General features: G+C 63.7%; 11 protein-coding genes. 7 read left to right on the top strand and 4 right to left on the bottom strand.

All coding sequences use genetic code 11. From position 1 onward, the window contains the following. Positions 1 to 12 precede the first annotated feature (12 nt). A complete protein-coding gene (locus EPJ54_RS09410; RefSeq protein WP_135211462.1) occupies positions 13 to 789 on the bottom strand; it encodes an enoyl-CoA hydratase in 777 nt (258 codons plus the stop codon). Between the two features lie 88 nt (positions 790 to 877). Beyond that, positions 878 to 2,623, bottom strand: coding sequence for a class I adenylate-forming enzyme family protein (locus tag EPJ54_RS09405; protein ID WP_135211461.1), 1,746 nt, complete (start codon positions 2,621 to 2,623; stop codon positions 878 to 880). A gap of 194 nt (positions 2,624 to 2,817) precedes the next feature. Here EPJ54_RS09405 and EPJ54_RS09400 point away from each other — a divergent pair, with 194 nt between their 5' ends. From EPJ54_RS09400 to EPJ54_RS09385, 4 genes are all read left to right on the top strand, one after another. Continuing rightward, on the top strand, positions 2,818 to 7,848 hold the full coding sequence (locus EPJ54_RS09400; protein WP_135211460.1) for an alpha-2-macroglobulin family protein: 5,031 nt from the start codon (positions 2,818 to 2,820) through the stop codon (positions 7,846 to 7,848). Positions 7,849 to 7,880: 32 nt separating this feature from the next. After that, positions 7,881 to 9,947, top strand: a complete 2,067-nt coding sequence (pbpC, locus tag EPJ54_RS09395; protein ID WP_239590843.1) for a penicillin-binding protein 1C — start codon at positions 7,881 to 7,883, stop codon at positions 9,945 to 9,947. A gap of 1,634 nt (positions 9,948 to 11,581) precedes the next feature. Continuing rightward, the gene (locus EPJ54_RS09390; RefSeq protein WP_135211458.1) at positions 11,582 to 12,571 is read left to right on the top strand and encodes an IS1595 family transposase; all 990 of its coding nucleotides are present in this window, start codon (positions 11,582 to 11,584) and stop codon (positions 12,569 to 12,571) included. Positions 12,572 to 12,732: 161 nt separating this feature from the next. Then, positions 12,733 to 13,614, top strand: coding sequence for a hypothetical protein (locus tag EPJ54_RS09385; RefSeq protein WP_135211457.1), 882 nt, complete (start codon positions 12,733 to 12,735; stop codon positions 13,612 to 13,614). Between the two features lie 108 nt (positions 13,615 to 13,722). Here the strand turns inward: EPJ54_RS09385 and EPJ54_RS09380 are convergent, their stop codons facing one another. After that, on the bottom strand, positions 13,723 to 14,631 hold the full coding sequence (locus tag EPJ54_RS09380; protein WP_135211456.1) for a hypothetical protein: 909 nt from the start codon (positions 14,629 to 14,631) through the stop codon (positions 13,723 to 13,725). 138 nt (positions 14,632 to 14,769) lie between these two features. Continuing rightward, positions 14,770 to 15,675, bottom strand: coding sequence for a hypothetical protein (locus EPJ54_RS09375; RefSeq protein ID WP_135211455.1), 906 nt, complete (start codon positions 15,673 to 15,675; stop codon positions 14,770 to 14,772). Between the two features lie 182 nt (positions 15,676 to 15,857). Between EPJ54_RS09375 and EPJ54_RS09370 the strand changes: the two genes are divergently transcribed. From EPJ54_RS09370 to EPJ54_RS09360, 3 genes are read left to right on the top strand one after another with little or no spacing between them, the layout of a single operon-like run. After that, entirely contained in the window at positions 15,858 to 16,568 is a 711-nt protein-coding gene (locus tag EPJ54_RS09370) for a response regulator (protein WP_135211454.1), read from the top strand. After that, positions 16,568 to 18,448 (top strand): ATP-binding protein, encoded by a 1,881-nt coding sequence (locus EPJ54_RS09365; RefSeq protein WP_135211453.1) that lies wholly within the window; start codon positions 16,568 to 16,570, stop codon positions 18,446 to 18,448. The genes EPJ54_RS09370 and EPJ54_RS09365 overlap by 1 nt, the downstream gene beginning before the upstream one ends. Before the next feature lie 38 nt (positions 18,449 to 18,486). After that, positions 18,487 to 19,626 carry an NAD(P)H-dependent flavin oxidoreductase gene (locus tag EPJ54_RS09360; RefSeq protein WP_135212085.1) on the top strand — a complete coding sequence of 380 codons (1,140 nt, stop codon included), beginning with the start codon at positions 18,487 to 18,489 and terminating at the stop codon, positions 19,624 to 19,626. The last annotated feature ends 69 nt before the right edge of the window (positions 19,627 to 19,695 follow it).

The raw sequence follows: 19,695 nt of genomic DNA, 5'->3' as shown, positions 1-19,695 counted from the left end.
CTGAATGCAAGCCTATTGTTGATCCCGGCCGCGCGCCATGACGCCGGCGCGGGCTTGTTCGACGGCGGCGGAGGAGACGGCGGCGTTGAGTGGGGTGGAGGTCGCGGTCTCGTGCGCAAGGCCATCGCCGAAATTCATCGCGAAGCCTTCGTCGATGAGGCGCTTATACGCTTGCACCATGTGCGGCGGTGCGCTGGCCATGTCCTCGGCAAGCTTGATCGCGGCCGGCAGCAAGTCGTCCGGCGCGAATACGCGATTGACGAGGCCCCAGGCGCACGCGGTTTCCGCGTCGAGGAAATTGCCGGAGAGCGAAAGTTCCTTGGCGCGGAAGATGCCGACGACGCGTGAGAGTTTTTGCGACAAGCCCCAACCCGGCATGATGCCGACGCGCGTGTGCGTGTCGGCGAAGCGCGCGTTGGTGGAGGCGTAGATCACGTCGCAGCCCAGCGCCAATTCGAAGCCGCCGGTGATGGCGACGCCGTTGATGGCGCCGATGATCGGCTTGCGGCAGAGCGCGAGCGCTCGCACCGGGTCTTTCTCCGCGCTCGTCGGATTGGCGGAGGCCACGATGCTTGCGCCGGCGCCAAGTTCTTTGAGGTCGAGCCCGGCGGTGAACGCTTTTTGCCCCGCGCCCGTCAGTACGATGGCGCGGATCGCGTCGTCGGCGTTGAGCTCCACGAACGCGTTCGCCAATTCGACGCGGAGCGCAGCGGAGAGCGCGTTCATCGCCTCGGGACGATTGAGGGTGACGATGGCGACGCCGCCGCGGCGTTCAACGAGCACGAGCATTCTTAGAACTCCCAGGATTTCGCGCAGTGTCGCGCACGATCAGAAGCGAAGCCATGATCGTACGCGGCGCACTTCCGGCATTTCTCTTCTAGAATTGCGGCTGTTCCAGTTGCTTCTTCAGGTCTTTCTTGACGATCTTGCCGTTGGCGTTGCGCGGCAGCGTCTCGGGCCAGAAGATCACTTCGACCGGCACTTTGAACGCCGCGAGCTTTTGCGCGACGTGATGGCGGAGCTCGTCGCTCGTGGCTTTCATCTCGGGTTTCAGATGCACGACGGCGAGCGGCTCTTCGCCCAGTGTAGGATGCGATTTGCCGATCACAGCTGCGTCCATCACGGCCGGGTGGTCGTAGAGGGCGTTCTCGACTTCGACGCAATAGATGTTCTCGCCGCCGCGGATCAGCATGTCCTTGGCGCGGTCGACGATATAGATGAAGCCTTCGTCGTCCATCTTGGCGAGGTCGCCGGTTTTCACCCAGCCGTCCACGAACGTCTCGGCCGTGGCTTTATCGTTTTGCCAATAGCCGCGCACGACAATCGGGCCTTTGTACCAAAGTTCGCCAACCTCGCCGCGCGGCAGCTCGGCGCCTTTGTCGTCCACGATCTTGGCTTCGCCCGATGGCGCCGGCACGCCGCAGCTTGCGGGTTTGCGCTCGTAATCTTCGCCGGCGTTGGTGGTGGCGGTGGCCGAGGTTTCGGTCATGCCCCAGCCTTGGCCGGGCGTGGCGGAGGGAAAGCGCGCTTTGATGCGCTTCACCAATTCAGGCGCGGCAGGCGCGCCGCCGTAAGAGACGCCTTCGACCGAAGAAAGATCGTACTCATCGACCTTCGGATGTTCGAGCACTTGCCAGGCGATCGTCGGCACACCGCCGAAATGCGTGATGCGCTCTTTTTCCATCAGCGGCAGCGCCTGGTCCGTGTCCCAACGGCGCTGCATGACGATCTTATTTCCCGACATCAGCGACGGGATCATGATCGCGAAACAGCCGGTGGCGTGGAAGAACGGCACCGAGATCAGGAACGATTTTTGCGGCGCGCTTGGATCGGGCTGCGGCGGCGCTTCGCCACGGCGCAAGAACGCGCGCGCTTGGCCGGCGGCCGAGTTCAGCATGTTGGAAATGATGTTGCGGTGGGAAATCACCGCGCCTTTCGGGTTACCGGTCGTGCCTGACGTATAAAAGATCGCAACATCATCATCGGCTGCGGCCGGCACGTTTGGCGGCTCGATCGGTGGTAGTGCATTCCACTCGTTTGTGCCGCCGATCACGCCTTCGACGGTCGCGACGCGCGGGTCGGCGATCTCTTCGCGCGACCGCGAGACGTAGAGCTTGCGCAGGTTCGGGCAATTGTCGATGTGCTCGCGAATGCGCTCGTAGCGCTCGGCATCCACGACAGCGAGCGACGCGCCCGAATCCTTCAGCCCGTATTCGAGCTCGGCGCCTGTCCACCAGGCGTTCAGCGGCGTGACGATTGCGCCGGCGAGCACGGCGCCCCAAAACGCCACCGGCCATTCCGGCAGATTGCGCATGATGATGGCGACGCGGTCGCCGGGCTTTACGCCGTCGGCGATCAATTCATGCGCGAACTTGGCGGCGGCGTTGCGCACGCCGTTGACGCTCGCGCGCTCGTTTTCGAACACGACGTGATCGCGGCCGCCATAGAGTGCCGCTACGGCATAGATCTCGCGCAGTGTCGGCGGCGCGTTCTTATAGAGCTTCATCGAGATGCCGCGGACCTCGCCCTGCGTGATCTCGAACATCGTGCCTGGCTGGCCGAGCAGCGCGTGCGCCTGTTCAATCGACATGGCTGGGTAGGCCGGCTTCGCGGCTTCGCTCATTTCATCCTCCCGCGCTTGGCGGCAAAGGCGCCGCCAGCGTCATTTTTGAGTTCTTCCTTTGAAAGCATGTTGCAGCGCCCACAGCAATCCCGAAGCTCGGACAGAACTTTGCCGAAATTTAATGGTGCTTGTGGCGTGCGCGCGCCTGGGGCAAGCATCACGCTACGCCCAGGCGGGACGGGAGACGCGCGAACATGGCCTTCGATTGGAAGACGCTCGCGGAGCGTTTGGATCCGCGCAAACTGAATTGGTCTTGGGCGGCGCCCGCGCGCGATTGGGTGGTGACGAACCGCAACGTGGTTTTGTCCACATCGGTGGCGCTGCTTGTCGGTCTTTGGGGCGGGGCGGTGTTGGGCCGCGTCTCGACTGGCGCGCCCGCGTTTGAATTCGCACAGCTCGGCTCGATCGGCGCCGGCGGCGATGCGCGCAACGCCAACGCGCCGCGCGCAGGCCTGCCGCAAGTCGAAGGCATGGCCTTCCTGCGCCTGCGCACGGAAATGAACGAAGCCGAGCCGCGCGCGTGCTTGGAATTCTCCCAACCGCTCGCGACTGATCCTTCGATCAATTATGCCGATTACATCGTCATGGACCCGGCGATCCCGTTCCAAACGGACGTGTCGGGCAATCTGCTCTGCCTTGGCGGCCTGCCGTTTGAGCCGGAGCGCCAAGTCACGGTGCGCCAAGGTCTGCCGTCCGCCTCCAACGAGCGCACGGAATTCGACGAAACCTTCACGCTCACCTTCGGCGATCGCCCCGCTTATGTCGGCTTTGCCGGCAACGGCATGATCCTGCCGCGCTCGGAAGCCGATGGCATCGCGATCGAAACCGTCAACGTCTCGCGCATCGCGGTTGAAGTGCTGCGCGTGCCGGATCGCATTCTCTCGCAATATTCGGTTGATCAAAGCGGTCAGAACGAAGAGGGCGGCTGGGATTATTGGAGCTTCAACAACGCCGGCGAAAGTGTTGGCGTGCAAGTGTATGAAGGCGAAATCGACGTCGATACCGCGCGCCGAAATAGCCCGGTGACGACCGTGTTCGCGCTTGGCGCGGCGGTGCGCGAATTGCGCCCTGGCGCTTACGTCGTGAAGGTGCGCGACGCCTCGCCAAGTGCTGGCCAGCGCGGCGATAACGACAATGATTCCGTCGCCTCGTCCTATCGCTGGATTCTCTACACCGACATGGCGTTGCAGAGCTTCTCGGGCGCAACCGGGCTTGACGTCGTCGTGCGCTCGCTGCGCACGGCGCGACCGATGCAGAACGTCACGCTGACTCTCATTGCGGAGAACAACGAAGAACTCGCCCGCACCCGCACTGACAATGACGGCCACGTCCGCTTTGCCGAGGCGCTGGTGAATGGCGAAGGTCCGTCGCGTGCGCGCTACGTTATGGCGTATGGCGCCGAAGGCGATTTCGCGGCGCTCGATCTGCAACGCGCCGGCCTTGATCTCTCCGATCGCGGCGTGGACGGTCGCTACGCGCCCGGCGATGTCGATGCCTATCTCTATACGGAACGCGGCATCTATCGCCCCGGCGAGCGCGTGCGCTTGATCGGTCTCATTCGCGACCAAGTCGGTCGCGCCATTGCCAACCGGCAATCGACGCTCGTCGTCTATCGCCCGAACGGCACGGAAGCGCGGCGCATCCGCATCACGGAAGCCGTCGATGCGGGCGCGATCGCCAAGAACATTCAGCTCGATCGTTCGTCGCCGCGTGGCGTGTGGCGCGCTGAACTGATCGTGGATGGTCAAGACGCCGTTGCCGGCTCTGTGAGTTGGTCGGTTGAAGATTTCGTGCCGGAACGTCTGCGCGTGCGTATCGAAGCGAGCGAAGCCGTGCTGCGCGCCGGCCAATCGCGTCCGATCAATGTGCAGGCCGATTTCCTCTATGGCGCGCCAGGCTCTGGCCTCGCCGTCGAGGGCGAAGGCCGGCTCATAGTCGATCCGACGCCGTTCCCGGACTTCGCCGATTACACGTTCGGTCGCGCCGACGAGAGTTTCGACGAGCGCTTCTTCCAATTGCCGTCCACGGTGACCGACGGTTCGGGCGCTGCGCAATTGTCGCTGCAATTGCAGGAAGAACCGGAAACGACGCTGCCGCTGCGTGCGCGCATGATCGCCAGCGTCGCCGATCCGGGTGGGCGCTTGGTGCGTGAAAGCTTCACCGTGCCGGTGCGGCTCAACAACATTTATCTCGGCGTCCGTCCGCAATTCGAGAACCGGCGCGCAGGCGCGGGCGAGCGCGTGGCGTTCGACGTGATCGGCCTCAACGCTGATGGCCGCCGCGCGGCGGTGCGCGGCGTGCAGTGGCAAATCGTGCGCGAGGATTGGAATTACGATTGGTACCTCGACAACGGCAATTGGCGTTGGCGTCGGACCGGCCGCGACATTCCCGTTGATGGCGCGACCGTCGATGTCGCCGCCAACCAGCCGTTGCGCATCGCGCGCGACGGTCTGCGCAATGGCTCGTATCGCCTGATCGTGCGTGCCGCTGGCACGGAAACCTCGCAACGCTTCGGCGTTGGTTGGGGCGGGCCTGCGGACGACGACTCGACGCCGGACATGGTCAGCGTCGTCGCGCCGGAAAATCCGACGCGACCGGGCGCGCGTGCGCGTGTGCAGATTCGTCCGCCTTATGCGGGCGAAGCGCAAATCGTGGTGGCGACGGATCGTGTGCTGGAAACACGCACGGTGCGCGTCAGCCCCGAGGGTACGACGATAGATCTGCCCGTGAGCGCCGAATGGGGTTCAGGCGCTTACGTGCTCGTGACCGTGATGACGCCGCGCGATCCCGTGAATCTGCCAGTGCCGCGCCGCGCCATCGGTGTTGCCTACGTGCCCGTCGATATGGGCAATCGCACGCTTGAGGTGATTGCCGGCGACGGCTTGCAGAACGTGCGTCCACGCACGCGTATCGAAGTGCCGGTGCAGATCCGCAATGCGGCTGCCGGCGAACGCGTGCGCGTGGCGATCGCGATGGTGGATGAGGGCATTCTCAACATCACCAAGTATGAGAGCCCGAACCCCGTCGAGCATTTCTTCGGCCGCCGCGCGCTGGGCGTGGAAATCCGCGACGATTATGGCCGCTTGCTCAATCCGAACCTCGGCGCGCCCGCGACCGCACGCCAAGGCGGTGACTCGCTCGGCGGCGAAGGGCTCACCGTGGTGCCGACGCGCACCGTGGCGCTCTTCTCTGACATCGTTGAGGTGCGGGGCGGGCGGGCGATGATCCCGCTCGATATTCCGGACTTCAACGGCACGCTGCGGCTGATGGCGGTGGCGTGGAGTGAGAATGCGCTCGGCCAAGACGCCGAGCAGATCATTGTCCGCGATCCGGTTGTCGCCGAACTCATCCTGCCGCGCTTCCTCGCGCCGGGTGACGAAGCGCAAGGCACGCTGAACATCGACAACGTGGAAGGCCCGAACGGCGCTTACACGGTGACGGTGAGCGGCACGGATACGGCGCGTATCGCGTCGCAACCACGCCGCTTCACGCTGAACCGCGGCCAACGGCAAACGGCGTTGATCCCGATGACGGGCGGGCCACTCGGTGTCGGTCGCATCTCGCTGCGTCTTGAAGGACCGTCCGGCTTTGTGCCGGTGGAGCGTACCTACGATATCCAATCGCGCGCGCCCTATCTGCCGATCACGATCACGACGACCGAGCCGCAAGCTGCGGGGGCCTCATGGCGTGCGCCGGCGAACGCGTTGGCGGGCTTCCAGGCCAGTGCGCAGGCGTTGATCTCGTACAGCAATCTCGCGGGCATCGATCCCGCGCCTTTGTTGGATGAGCTTTATCGCTATCCGTACGGTTGCTCGGAGCAGCTCACCTCCATCGCCATGCCGCTGCTTTATTACAACGTGCTGGCGGCGGAGGCGGGGCGCGATGTCGATCCGCGCATTCGCCGTCGTGTGCAGGACGCGGCGACGCAATTGCTCGATCGTCAGGCGCCGGATGGCTCGTTCGGCCTCTGGAGTTCGGGCGACGGTTACGCCAATCCGTGGATCGGCGTGTACGTCACCGACTTCCTGTCGCGTGCGCAACGCGCTGGTTACGCGATCCCGCGTCAGCCGATGAGCCAAGCTTATGGCGCGCTGCGTCGCATCGCGCGGCTGAACGACTTCGGCTCGGTGAATTACCAGTTCGAAGTCTATCGCTGGCCGGGCTCTAACGACACGACCGAGCTGTTGCGTTCGCGTGCGGCTGCCTATGCGCTCTACGTCTTGGCGAAAGCGGGTGAGGCTGACATCGGCCAGCTCCGCTATTTCCACGACAATAGATTGCGCAATGAGCCTTCGCCTTTGGCGCGGGCGCATATCGCGGCGGCGTTGGCGCACATGGGAGATCGCTCACGCTCACGCAACGCGTTCCGTATGGCGGAGCAGGCGCTCGGCTATCGCAATGTCGGCGATTGGTACCAAACGCCGCTGCGCGATCTCGCGGGCGTGCTCGCGTTGGCGGCGGAAGCGGGCGAGACCGAATTGGTCAATCGCTTGCGCCAACGCCTCGAACGCGACGCGCCTGAAGCGGGCCGCTTGATGACGCAAGAGCAAGTGCAATTGCTGCTGGCGGCGAATGCGTTGCTCGAACGCGCTGGGCCGGTGAACGTCACGCTCAACGGCCAAGCGCTCGCGGAACGCCGTGTCATGGCGGACGCACGTCGCCTCGCGACGGGTCTCGTGTTCGCGAACGCGGCGCGTGGGCCGGTGTGGCGCACGCTCTCGCTGACAGGCGTGCCGCTTGAGGCGCCGCCCGCGATGCAGGCGGGCTACACGCTGGACAAGCGCGTGTTCAATCTGGACGGAACGATCGCCAATCTCGACACGATCCGCCAAGGCGATCGGGTCGTCGTGGTGATCAGCGGCCAGCCGGAAGGCGCGCGTAACTATCCGACTGTGCTGGTCGATCTTCTGCCCGCGGGTCTGGAGATCGAAACCGTGCTCAATCCGTCGGATGGTCTGGGCGCCACAAACTATGATGGCTCGCGTCGCACCGGGCCGTTCTCGTGGGTCGGCGAGATCACCTATACGCAAGTCTCGGAAGCGCGGGATGATCGCTACGTGGCGTCGGCGAATTTGCGCGAGCAATTCCGCTACGCCTACATCGCGCGCGCAGTGTCGCCGGGCCGTTACACGCTGCCCGCGGCGCAAGTCGAAGACATGTATCGCCCCGGCGTGATGGCGCGCACCAGCACCAGCACGATCCGCATCGCGCCGCGAGGCGGCTGATGAACTCGCCCTCCGAACCAGGGAGGGCGAGGGTGCGCCGTGGCCCCCGCGCGCCGCTACCGCTCACGCAGAGCGGCAAGCGATGGGCGGGCGTGTTGCTCGCGTGCATGGTCACGCTGTTTGCGCTCGACCAGATTTTTCCGCCGCCGTTGGAGCGGGTGCGGGATGTGTCGCCCGTTGTGCTGGATCACAATGGCGAATGGCTGATGGCGTTTACGACGCGCCAAGGCACGTGGCGCCTCGAAGCGCGGCTCGATGAGATCGATCCGGAATTCCAACGCCGCCTGATCGCGATCGAGGACGAGCGCTTCTGGCTTCACCCCGGTTTCGATCCGATCGCGCTGACGCGCGCGAGCGTCTCTTACGTGCGCGCTGGTCGCGTCACGCAAGGCGGCTCGACCATCACGATGCAGCTTGCGCGCTTGTTGGAGCCGCGCCCGCGCACGATCCCGTCGAAGCTGATCGAGATCATTCGCGCGCTGCAGATCGAGCGGCGCTTGTCGAAGCGCGAAATCCTCGCCGCGTATCTGACCATGGCGCCCTATGGCGGCAATCTCGAAGGCGTGCGCGCGGCGAGCCGGGCCTATTTCCAGCGCGATCCGCAATGGCTCGACGATGCGGAGATGGCGCTGCTGGTCGCGCTGCCGCAAGCGCCGGAAGCGCGGCGGCCCGATCGCCACCCTGTCGCGGCGCGCGCGGCGCGGGATCGTGTGCTCGGCATGTTTGTCAGCATTGGCGCGATCAATGAACGCCGCGCGCAGGAAGGCCGCGAAACCGCGATCCCGCCGCGCGCGCCGTTCCCGTATTCCGCGCCGCATGCGGCGGAGGCGTTGGTGGCGGCCAATCGCGGCGAGGGCGTGATCCGTTCGTCGCTGAACGCGACTTTGCAACGTGATCTGGAATCTCTCGCGCGGCGGCGGGTGGTCGGCTTGGAGCGCGATACGCAGATCGCGATGCTGGCGGTGGAGCTAGATAGCCGCGCGGTGCGGGCGCGCATTGGCGGCGCGGGGCGCGAGCGGGCGGGCGGCTACATTGATATGACGCGCGCGATCCGTTCGCCCGGATCGGCGCTGAAGCCGTTTCTCTATGCGATCGCGTTCGATGAAGGCATCGCCGCGCCCGAGACTTTGGTGCGCGATGCGCCGCGGCGCTTCGGCGGCTATCTGCCGGAGAATTTCGATCGACGCTTCCACGGCGATGTCTCGCTCGAAGACGCGCTGCGTCATTCGCTCAATCTGCCGGCAGTCGCCACGCTGGAGCGGATCGGCGCGGGACGGTTTCATGCGTCGTTGACACGCGCGGGCGCGCATGTGCGCTTGCCGCGCCGCGCAGTTTCCGAACCTGGCTTGGCGCTGGCGCTCGGCGGCGTCGGCATGACGCTGGAAGACTTGGTGCAGCTCTATGCGGCGCTTGGCGATGAAGGCCGGGCGCGGCCTTTGGTGACGGACGAGGTCGGTGAATTCGCATTCACGCGCCGCTTCGTGCGCCCGGAAACGGCGGAGCGCGTGTTGGATATTCTAGCGACGTCGCCGCATCCGGCCGGGCGCATCCCCGCGCAAGTGGCGCAAGGCGCGCCGCAAGTCGCGTTCAAGACGGGTACATCTTACGGCTTCCGCGATGCGTGGGCGCTTGGCGTTTCGAATGGCTACGCGATTGGCGTGTGGGTCGGCCGGCCGGACGGTGCGCCGCGACCGGGCGCGACCGGGCGTTCGGAAGCCTTGCCGATTTTGTTCGAAGCGTTTGATCTGTTGGGCTTGCCGGCCGAGCCTGCGCCGCGTCAGCGCGAGCATGAGAACGTGGCGCCGGCTTTGACGCGGTTTGAGAATGGCGAGCGCGAGGCGCTGTCGATCCTGTTTCCGCCAGCGAACGCGGAAGTTCTCGTACTGGATTACGGCGCCGATGCGCGCGGGCTTTCGCTCTCGGCGCGCGGCGGGCGCGGGCCGCTCACCTGGTACGCCGAAGGCGCGCGCGTGGAGAGCGAACCGACAAGCGGCCGCGCGATCTGGCGCCCCGCAGCACCCGGCTTCTACGATGTGACTGTCGTCGATGCGGATGGCGAGCGCGCGCAGGTGCGCGTGCGGATCAGAGATCGCGGCTAAAACAATAGGCGCGGACCCCCTGGTGGGAAGTCCGCGCCTGGTTTCGATCGTCGCTGGTTTGGGGCAGGGGCGGGCGTTACGCGACGATCAAAGCTGCTTGGTTCAGAGTGGCGAGAGCTGCCGGCGCGAACAGCGCGAGAGCGGCGGCGATGCTGAAAAACTTGGTCATTGGTCGGCTCCCTTTTCACGTTCGCGGCGGCGTCGCCGTGTTTCGATGTGATGAAGGTAGTATGCCGGTGGGCTTGGCGATGTGACGGTGGTCACGGGTCGCTTATTGTTCGCGAAGGCTGCCTAGCTCATTCTCAAATACATGGACGGTGGGTTGTTGAGCTAAGTTGGGCGGCGGCGAATGGGCCATGCAAAGTTCAGCGTGTGCGCGTCAATGCCTCTGATCCAGATGAGATCGAGCGCGAGGTTGCGGCGATAGCTCTCTTAGCTGAGGACCCCGAGGGCCTGGATAGGCGGGCGCACGTTGTGGGCATTTGGGTCTCATACTCTGATTGGATCAGCGCGGAAGATCACTCGCACTTCTAAGCGCTCCAAAAGCAAAGGCGCGGACTCTGGGGAGTCCGCGCCTGAATGATCTTCGCATAGCAGGTTGGGCAGGTGGGGGTTATGCGAGGATCTGAGCGGCTTGTACGAGGGCGGCGACCGCGAGCGGGGCGAAGAGCGCGAACGCGGCGGTGAGGCTGTAAAGTTTCGTCATTGTCGTGTCTCTCTGAATTGGTTTTGAACTTCTGATCTTGAGATGCCGCGGCGATCGCTTTTGGATGCGGGCGCTCTCAAAATATTCAGGCGAACATTTGCGCGGCTTGCATCAGGGCGGCGGCGGCGGCCAGCGCGCAGATGGTGAAGGCGGCGGCGAAGCTGATCATTTTGGTCATCTCGGTTTCTCCGTAAGCGTTCTTGTCTTGTTGATTAAGAGATGCCGCTATGGAGGTTTTCGGATGCGGTCGCGCGAGAATTTTTCAAACAGAAATGCGCGCGAAAACTTGCGCCAATAAAGCAAAAACGCGGACCTTTGCGGGTCCGCGTCTTCGCGTGTTCGTCATGTGCGGGAGGATCACATCACGATCTGCGCCGCTTGCATCAGGACCGCAACAGCGATCGGTGCAAACAAAACAAAAGCGGCGGCGAAGCTGGCGATCTTGGTCATTTCGGTCTCTCTCAAAGCGTTTCGTTGTTCGATGATCAAGAGATGCCGCTGCTTGTTTGGTTGGATGCGCATTAAGCAAAAAACTTGAGCGCAGGACTCGTATGCGAAAATGCGAGGCGGTGCGTCGCGCTGAAACAAAAATGCCGGCTGGAAGCCGGCGGTCCGAAGGGCAAAATTTAAGGCGCGGACCTTGGGGGTCCGCGCCTTCCGTATGACCGTCGCAGGCGGGTTTGGGGGATCAGGCGACGATCAAAGCAGCTTGGGCAGCCGTGGCGAACGCGACCGGGGCGAAGAGGGCGGCGGCGGCGATGAGGCTGAAAAACTTGGTCATGTGAGGCTCCGAATTTCGTTCTGGCGTGTGTGCGCCGGTGTCTGATCTCTTGATGCACCCAAGCTAGGCTTTGGATGCAGAGGTGGCTGTGACCTTGGTCACAATATTGTATTTGACAAACCCACGCCCAATCCCTAGATTGAGGCCATGTCAAAGTCCGTTCTCGCCGCCGCTCACTTTCACGATGAAGCCGCCGCGTTCGCCTACCTTGAAGAGAAGCTTTGGCCGCAAGGCCCGGTCTGCCCAAAATGCGGCGGCGAAGGCTACGCGCTGAATGGCGTCAAGGATAAGAAGGGCCGCGAGCGTCTGGGCTTGAAGAAGTGCCGCGCCTGCCGCTCGCAATTCACGCTCCGCATTGGAACGATCTTTGAAGACAGCCACGCGCCGCTGCATCTGTGGCTGCAAGCCATCGCGCTCATGGCCGCGTCGAAGAAAGGCATCAGCTCAAACCAGCTTTCGCGCGTGCTTGGCGTCCAACTCAAAACCGCGTGGCACATGAGCCACCGTATCCGCTTGGCGATGGCGCCGGCCGGCCGGATGCCGCCGATGGGCGGCGCGGGCCGCGTGGTTGAGATTGACGAGACGTATCACGGCAAAGTCGCCAACCCGGCCGCGCTGCGTAAGGACGGCAAGGAATTCTCCAAGCGTGGCGGCAAGAAGCGCTCCGGCCCGGCGAACAAACGCGCCATCGTCGCTCTCATTGAGCGCGGCGGTTCGGCCCGCACCTTCCACGTTGCGGAAGCCAACACTGCGACCGTCGCCAAGATCGTGCGTGAGAATGTTGATCCGGAATCCCGCGTCCATACCGACGCATCGAGCCTCTATAAGTTCGTTGGCCGTGAGTTTGCCGAGCACGCCACTGTTGAGCACTCAATGGGCGAATACGTGCGCTTTGAAGAAAACGGCGCGGTCCACAACAATAGCTGCGAGAGCTATTTCAGCGTTTTCAAGCGCGGCATGAAGGGCGTTTATCAGCATTGCAGCGAGAAACACCTTCACCGATATCTCGCTGAGTTCGACTATCGCCACAACACCCGCGTAGCGCTCGGCATGGATGACAAGGCCCGCGCCGAAAAGCTGATTACTCAGGTGGTCGGTAAGCGCCTCACGTATCAAACAACTGATCGCCCCGCCTGATTGGCGCGATCAGTTCGCCAGGTGGCTGCGCTTTGCGCGCGGCGATCTAGCGCGCATCCAAGCGCGGTCCGCGATGTTGCGTCGCGTTCGACGACTCGCACGCTAGTTCTAGTAGTGCTCCTGAGTGCGAACCATGTTACCCTTTCGCGCAAGGAGTTTTCGTGGACGCGGTTGACGCACTCGGGCCGGAAAGATTGGAGCTTTACTTTGATGTAAAGGGGCCGATCGAACTTACCGACTTGACGCAAGCCTTTCGCGGGCTTGCGCGCGAGTATCGCCGTCACCTCGTCAATGTTGTGCGCCAACGCGGCGGCAAAATTCGCGACGGCGAAATTAAGCTCTACATTACGAAGGTGCGCTCCGGTTCAATCATTGCGGAGCTTGCGGGTGCATCACAGATACTCGGCGCCATCGTGTCAGCGATGGATTACACGATCATATTCCGCGATTTCGTGACGCTTGTGGAAGCGCAGATCACGGCTTTTCGGGCGGTCGGCGCGAGCGGAAAGGTTGACCATACCAAGCTAGGAATTTCCAAGGCGCAATGTGAGGCTTATGCGGATTTCTTGAAGGTCGTCGCGGAGTCGCGCGAGGGCAATCTAAGCCTTACCGCAGCAGAACACCTGGATCACTCTGAAGACCGCACAATCGTAGCGAGCTTCAAGTTTTCTGCAGACGAAGCGCTTGAAGCTCGTCGTGGCGCGCTCATCACGCTGTCTGCCTTGGAATATGCGGGCGATTCCGACCACAAACAGGTGTTGATGTATTTCCATCAGACGAACGTGGATGACCCCAAAGACTCGGGTCGGACTGGGGATCGCGCAATCATCAAGGCAATCAGCGACCGCGACTTACCTGTCTATTTCGCCTCAGAGATCGACCGCGAACGGATCAAGTCGCTTTGGGATGACGCCAAGTTCAACCCGTTCAAGGCTTCCTACCGCGTTGACGTAAACGTCGAAGTGGACCGCAACGACAAGCCGCGCTTCTATCGCGTCACGCACTTGCACGAAATTTTACCAGACGACTCAGGGGAGGCTTGACCATCATGGCCGCCAAGAAACCCCCAGCCAAAGGCGAGAAGCCTCAGAAAGAACGCTTCATAGAGGCGGCGAAAGAAGCTGGCGTGGACGGTGACGCGTTTGAGCGCGCTATGGGCGGGATAGTATCGCCTCGGTCTCCGTCGAGTTCTCAGAAAGCCGAGACGCCAGCGTCTCAAAAAACGAAACAGTAGCCGTCAAAATCGCGCGTGCCTCGCCCTCAGAGAATGGCGCGCGCGTGTGGGCGGCTTGTACGCGCCATCCATCCTTGAAGTGGCGAAACTGCGCTGCGGCTTGAGAGTAGAATTTCAGAAACTCTTCTTTGTCCGCCCCCTTGGGCATAGCCCGAACGGTATCGATCACCTTTTCGCATTTCAAAATGAGCGGGTGCCAATCCTCTTGATCGAGGTTCGGCGGGTTGTGACCCAAAGCGCGGGTCATGGTTTTCACGCCTATCTCGGCGGCCCTCATGCAGTGAAGAACGGCGCCCGTGAAACGCCCTAGTGCAAAGCAAGAACCAGCCTCGCGCAACTCCGCATATGCCGTGCTAAATGCTTGCCGTGCATCAGCGCTGAGAATGTCGTCGCTGTCAAAGAAGCCAACCCGATCGGCAGGGCAATAAAACAATAGTTTCGAGTCTAACTCCGCATACAGCGCGCGCTTGAGCAACTGATATTCACCGCCAGTCGTGGGCTGGTTCGCTACTATGGAGTCGCAAATCAGTTTGGCGCTCACGGTCATTTCTAACTTGCGACACGCTTCAGCTATTTCCGTCAGCGCAGAACTAACACGCGCGGAAACCTTGCGCGGCGGTGGCTCTGGGGGGTCTTCGCCCTCCGGGACAACGACCGCGAAGATTGCCGTGTCATCAAGGGCAAGCTCCCAATCGATCTCTTGCAGCTTCTCGCCAATCACGAGGAAGTCGCGTGCGTAGTGCTTCAGCATGGCCAGAACGCTCCACAGCCTGCCCGGCTGGAAGCGTTGGCGCGGAAATTCATCCGCTTCAGTCGGGGATTCCATCGGTGTGACCCTTGGTCTGAATCACACTCGGCTTGACCTACTTATAGTAGTGGGTTTGCCAAGTGCAATATCGTGACCTTGGTCACGCTCCAAAAAAGTGGCCGGGACGCCGGCTGAGAGCGCCCCGGCCAGGGGGCCCTAGCGCCGATGCGGCGGCGCCGGCGGCTCAGGGGCTTCCGGGGGCTCCGGAGCTTCTGGGGGTTCGGAGGCCTCGAACTGGACGCGGCCGTCGCCATTGGCGTCGCTGGCGGCGAAGAAGCGCAGCTGCTGGGCGCGGAATTCCTCGCGGCTGAGCGCGCCGTCGCCATTGGTGTCGGCCTCGCTGTTGTGCAGCGCCGCCATCATGAAGAGCGGCGGCATCGGCGGCAGCGGCGCGATCGCCGGCATCGCAGGCATGGGCGGCATCGGCGGAACGGGGACGACGAAATCGCCGTCGAGCAGCTCAGCCTCGTCGCCGTCGCCGCGAATGATCACGACGTGGCGCTCATGGTGATCGCCGGCGCGGGCGACGTGGCGCTCGATGATGCGGGCGTGGCGTTCGGCGTCACGCTCGGCGCGTTCAGCCGCGCGCTCAGCGGCGCGTTCGGCTTGTTCCGCGGCCCGTTCGGCTTGGGCTTCGGCGCGTTCGGCCATCGCTTCAGCGCGTTCGCGCGCTTCTTCCGCACGTTCCATCGCGTTTTCGATGCGCTCGCGCTCTTCGGCCGTGAGAGGCCGGGTGGTGCGGACGCCGTTTTCAATCACTGTGACGTCGCCATCGAGATCATCGATGCGCATTTCTACGCCATGCTCGCGGATATGGATGCGATCGCGGCGATCCGAGTCATCGAGACGGCCGTCATTGTTGCTGTCGAGCCGTGCGAACGTGGCGTCGGCGGCGGCCGCGGCTTCTTCGCGCGTCAGCCAGCCATCATTGTTGGCGTCGAACTGAATCGCTGCGCCATTGACCTCGTGACGGATATGGATGCGGCCGCGATCCGGATTGGCGGCGTACGCGGCGACGGTCAAAGCCGCCACGGCCACGCCCAAGGCCAGAGCCAATTTCATGGTGAATAACCCCTCTCATGCCCGAACGGGCGCTTTCGATGGGGCCACCATGAGGGCCTAGCGTTTCCTGCGTACGTCAGTGCTGAAACATTGGCGAAACATGGGCGAGCTATCTCCCGGCCATGCGTCGCTGCTGGGGCGGCGCCTGTTTTAAGGGTTTTGGCGCTATTACAATGCTCGCCATGACTGAAGCCGTCCAAGCGCCCTCTGTGCTGATCGTCGACGACGACCCGGAAATCCGCGCCGGTCTGGTCGAGGTGTTTCAGCGCGCGGGCTTTAGCGCGCATTCTGCCGGCGACGTGCCGTCGATGGAGAAGGCGCTCGCGGCCAAGGGCGCCGATCTCATCGTGCTCGATCTCATGATGCCGGGCGAAGATGGGCTCTCGGCCTGCAAGCGGCTTTCGGGCAAGGGCGGCCCGCCGATCATTATGCTTTCCGCTTTGGGCGATGATGCGGACCGCATCGTTGGTCTCGAGATCGGCGCTGACGATTATTTGCCAAAGCCCTGTAATCCGCGCGAACTCGTGGCGCGGGCGCGCGCTGTGCTGCGCCGTGGTCGCGACGCCGACCGCACGAGCGCGGACGCTGTGCGCTTTGCCGGCTTTCGTATGGACATCGCGCGGCGTGAGCTGATCGATCCCGATGATGTTGTGATCCCTTTGTCGGCTGGCGAGTTTCGTTTGTTGCGCGCGTTCGTGGAGCGGCCGCAGCGCGTGCTCTCGCGTGAGCAATTGCTGGATTTCGCGTTCGACAATGATGGCGATGTGTTCGACCGCGCCGTCGATGTGCAAGTGAGCCGTCTGCGGCGCAAGCTCGAACGACCGGGTGCGCCTGAAATTATCCGCACCGTACGGGGTGAGGGATATCTTTTTGCAGTGAAGCCGAGCGCCTGATGCGCGAAGCCCGCGGCCTTCCTATTGCAGCGTATCTCGGCGCACTGGTGGCGCTCGCGCTGGCGGCTGCGTTCGTGGCGACTTTGGCGATCGTTATCTTCCTGCCGCCGCGCCCGCCGGACGTGATGCGCGCCGACAAGATCACCGATCACTTCGAGGCGGGCTACGATTACATGCTCGCCGCAGGCCGTCCGATGAACGAGGACGGCGTCACCTGGGTGGTGCGCGACGAGCCGCCGCGCGAAACGCATTCCGTGCATGTGCGCCCGGCGACCGCGCAACTGGCGATCGCGCTCGAATTGCGCCCCGAACAAGTGCGGCTCTACGCCCAACACGTCGAACGCAATGAATCGATCGTGTTTCGCGTCGCAAATATGGACGAGCTGACGCGCGATGCGGAACTTGCGGCTGCTGAAGCTGAGCGCGTGCGCGCCGAGATGGAGAGCGCTGATTATCAGCACGAGCACGAAGCGGCGCAGGCCGAGCGACGTGTCGAGGCGGCCGAGCGCGAAGCGGAACGCCGCGCCGATGCGATCGAACGCGCAGTGGAGCGCGCGCAAGAAGCGGCCGAACGCGCTGCTGAAGCGCGCGCCGCGGCGGCGGAGCGTTTGGCCGAACACCGTGCCGAGGCGGCGGAGCGCATGGCCGAGCGTTTGGCGGCGGACGCGGAGCGTCGCGCGGAATTGGCCGAGCGTCGCGCTGACGCGATGGGCGAGCATGGCGATCACGTCGTGCATATCAACCCGCCAGACGTGCCGGACATTCCCGAAATCCGCGACGTCCTTGTCATCACGCCGCCGAATGTTGGTCCCGAGGTGTCGGCAGCGCCTGCGCCGCCGGTTGCGCCAGAAGCGCCGGTCGCGCCGCGCGGGCGCGCAAACACGCGTGCTTGGCCGACGACGCCGGCGCCGCCTTTGCCGCCGGCGCCGATTTTCGCGCCCGCGCCCGAAGGCGTGGTGTTGCTCTCTGGTTTCCAAGTCGGCGCTGAATTGCCGGACGGGCGCTGGTTGGTGATGACGCAAGGCCGCAACTGGGCCGAGATCGGCTGGGTGTTGCGCGCGGCTGGCGTGATCGGCGGTACGCTCTTGGTGTTGTCTCTGTTGGCGATGTTGTTCACGCGCCGGCTGACGCGGCCGATCCGGAATTTCTCTGAGGCCGTGCAAGCTGTCGGCGTCGATCCGCAAAGCGAGCCAGTAAAAGAAGAGGGCCCGCAAGAGCTGCGCGGCGCTGCTCGTGCGGTCAATACGATGCAGGCGCGCTTGCGCGCGTTGATCGCGGATCGCACCAAAACGCTCGCCGCGGTCGCGCACGATATGCGCACGCCCTTGATGCGATTGCGCTTGGCGGCCGAGCATGCGCTACCGGAGCAGCGCGAACGCATGGCCAAAGAGATTGGCGAAGTTGAAGCTTTGGTGGCGAGCTTCATTGCGTTCGCGCGCGACGATCCGGCCGAAGAGGCGCGCGTGCGGCTTGATCTGTCGTCACTGCTGGAGAGCATCGCCAGCGATCATTGCGAAGCGGGCCGCGACGTGACGTTCACGGGCGAGGATCGTCTCATCATCACGGGCCAATCGCTGGGCCTGAAGCGGCTCTTCGGCAACCTCGTTGAGAACGCGCTCAAGTACGGCGAGCGGGCGCGGATCAATCTCACGCGCGAAGAGACGCAAGTCGTGGTTGACGTCGCGGACGATGGTCCCGGCATACCGGCGGAGCAGCGCGAGAGTGTGTTCGAGCCGTTCGTGCGCTTGAACGAGGAAGGCACGCGCGGCGCAGGCCTCGGCTTGGCGGCGGCGCAATCGATCGCGCGTGCGCATGGCGGCGCGATTGTGATCCTTGACGCAGAGAGAGGCGCGCTGTTGCGCGTGACGCTGCCGCTTTGAGGGCTTAGGCTCTCCCAAAACAAGGGAGGGCCGCCATGATGCGTTCGCCGATTTGCGACATGCTCGGCATTGAATTTCCGCTGCTCGCGTTCTCGCATTGCCGCGATGTGGTCGCGGCTGTGTCACGCGCAGGCGGCATGGGCGTGTTTGGCGCGGCCGGCACGTCGCCGCAGCATTTGCGTGAGGAGCTCGACTGGATCGATGCGCATTGCGGCGGCAAGCCCTACGGCGTCGATCTCATCGTCCCGAACGAGTTCGAAGGCAAAGGCCAGAAGTTCGACGTCGATCAGATCGTCGCCGCCGTGCCGAAGACACACACGGATTTTGCCGCGAGCGTGTTGAGCAAGCATGGCGTCGATGCGGGCGATCTCGAAGAAGCGCGCCGTGGCGCGACGGGCTTTGCGCGCAATCTGCGCGAGGATGGCGCCGCGACCAGTCTGGATGTCGCGTTCGAATATCCGATCAAGCTGATCGCCAATGCGCTGGGCGTGCCGCCGAAGGCGATGCTGGAGAAGGGCAAGCAACACGGCGTCGCGGTGGCGGCGTTGGTTGGGGCGAAGGAGCATGCGATCGCGCAAGTGCAGGCGGGCGTCGATATTCTCGTCGTCGCCGGCGGTGAGGCGGGCGGCCATTGCGGCGATGTATCCACGATGGTGCTGGTGCCGGAAGTCGCCGACGCATTGGCGAAGATCGGCGCGAAGACGCCGATCCTCGCAGCGGGCGGCATCGTGACGGGCGCACAAATGGCGGCTTCGATGTGCATGGGCGCGGCCGGCGCGTGGTGCGGCTCGGTGTGGCTGACGACGACGGAGGCTGAGACCAATCCGATCGTGAAAGAAAAAATGATCGCAGCGTCCTCGCGCGACACAGTGCGCTCGCGCTCGCGCACCGGCAAACCTTCGCGGCAATTGCGCTCGCCGTGGACCGATGCGTGGGAAGCGGAGAATGCGCCGAAGCCGCTGCCGATGCCGCTGCAATCGCTCGTGTCAGAGCCGCCGTTGCGGCTCGTCGATAAACTCTCGCAGGGTAATCACGAGGGCGCGAAACAATTGGCGACCTATTGGGTGGGCCAGGGCGTCGGGCTCATGAACGAGACGATGAGCGCCGGCGCCGTGGTGCAGAAATTCAAGGAAGACTTCCTCGCCGCGTACGAACGGTTGGGCGGGTTTTTGGAATAATCCCTCCTCACGAAGTGGGGAGGGAAGCGCGCAGCATGTTTGCCCGCGTGAAGCGCGGCTTCACGGTTG

Origin of the sequence: Vitreimonas flagellata, assembly GCF_004634425.1 — a bacterium.
Taxonomy (GTDB): Bacteria; Pseudomonadota; Alphaproteobacteria; order Caulobacterales; family Aquidulcibacteraceae; genus Vitreimonas; species Vitreimonas flagellata.
The sequence above is the reverse complement of the archived record's forward strand: the minus strand, read 5'-3'. Positions and strand labels throughout refer to the sequence as shown.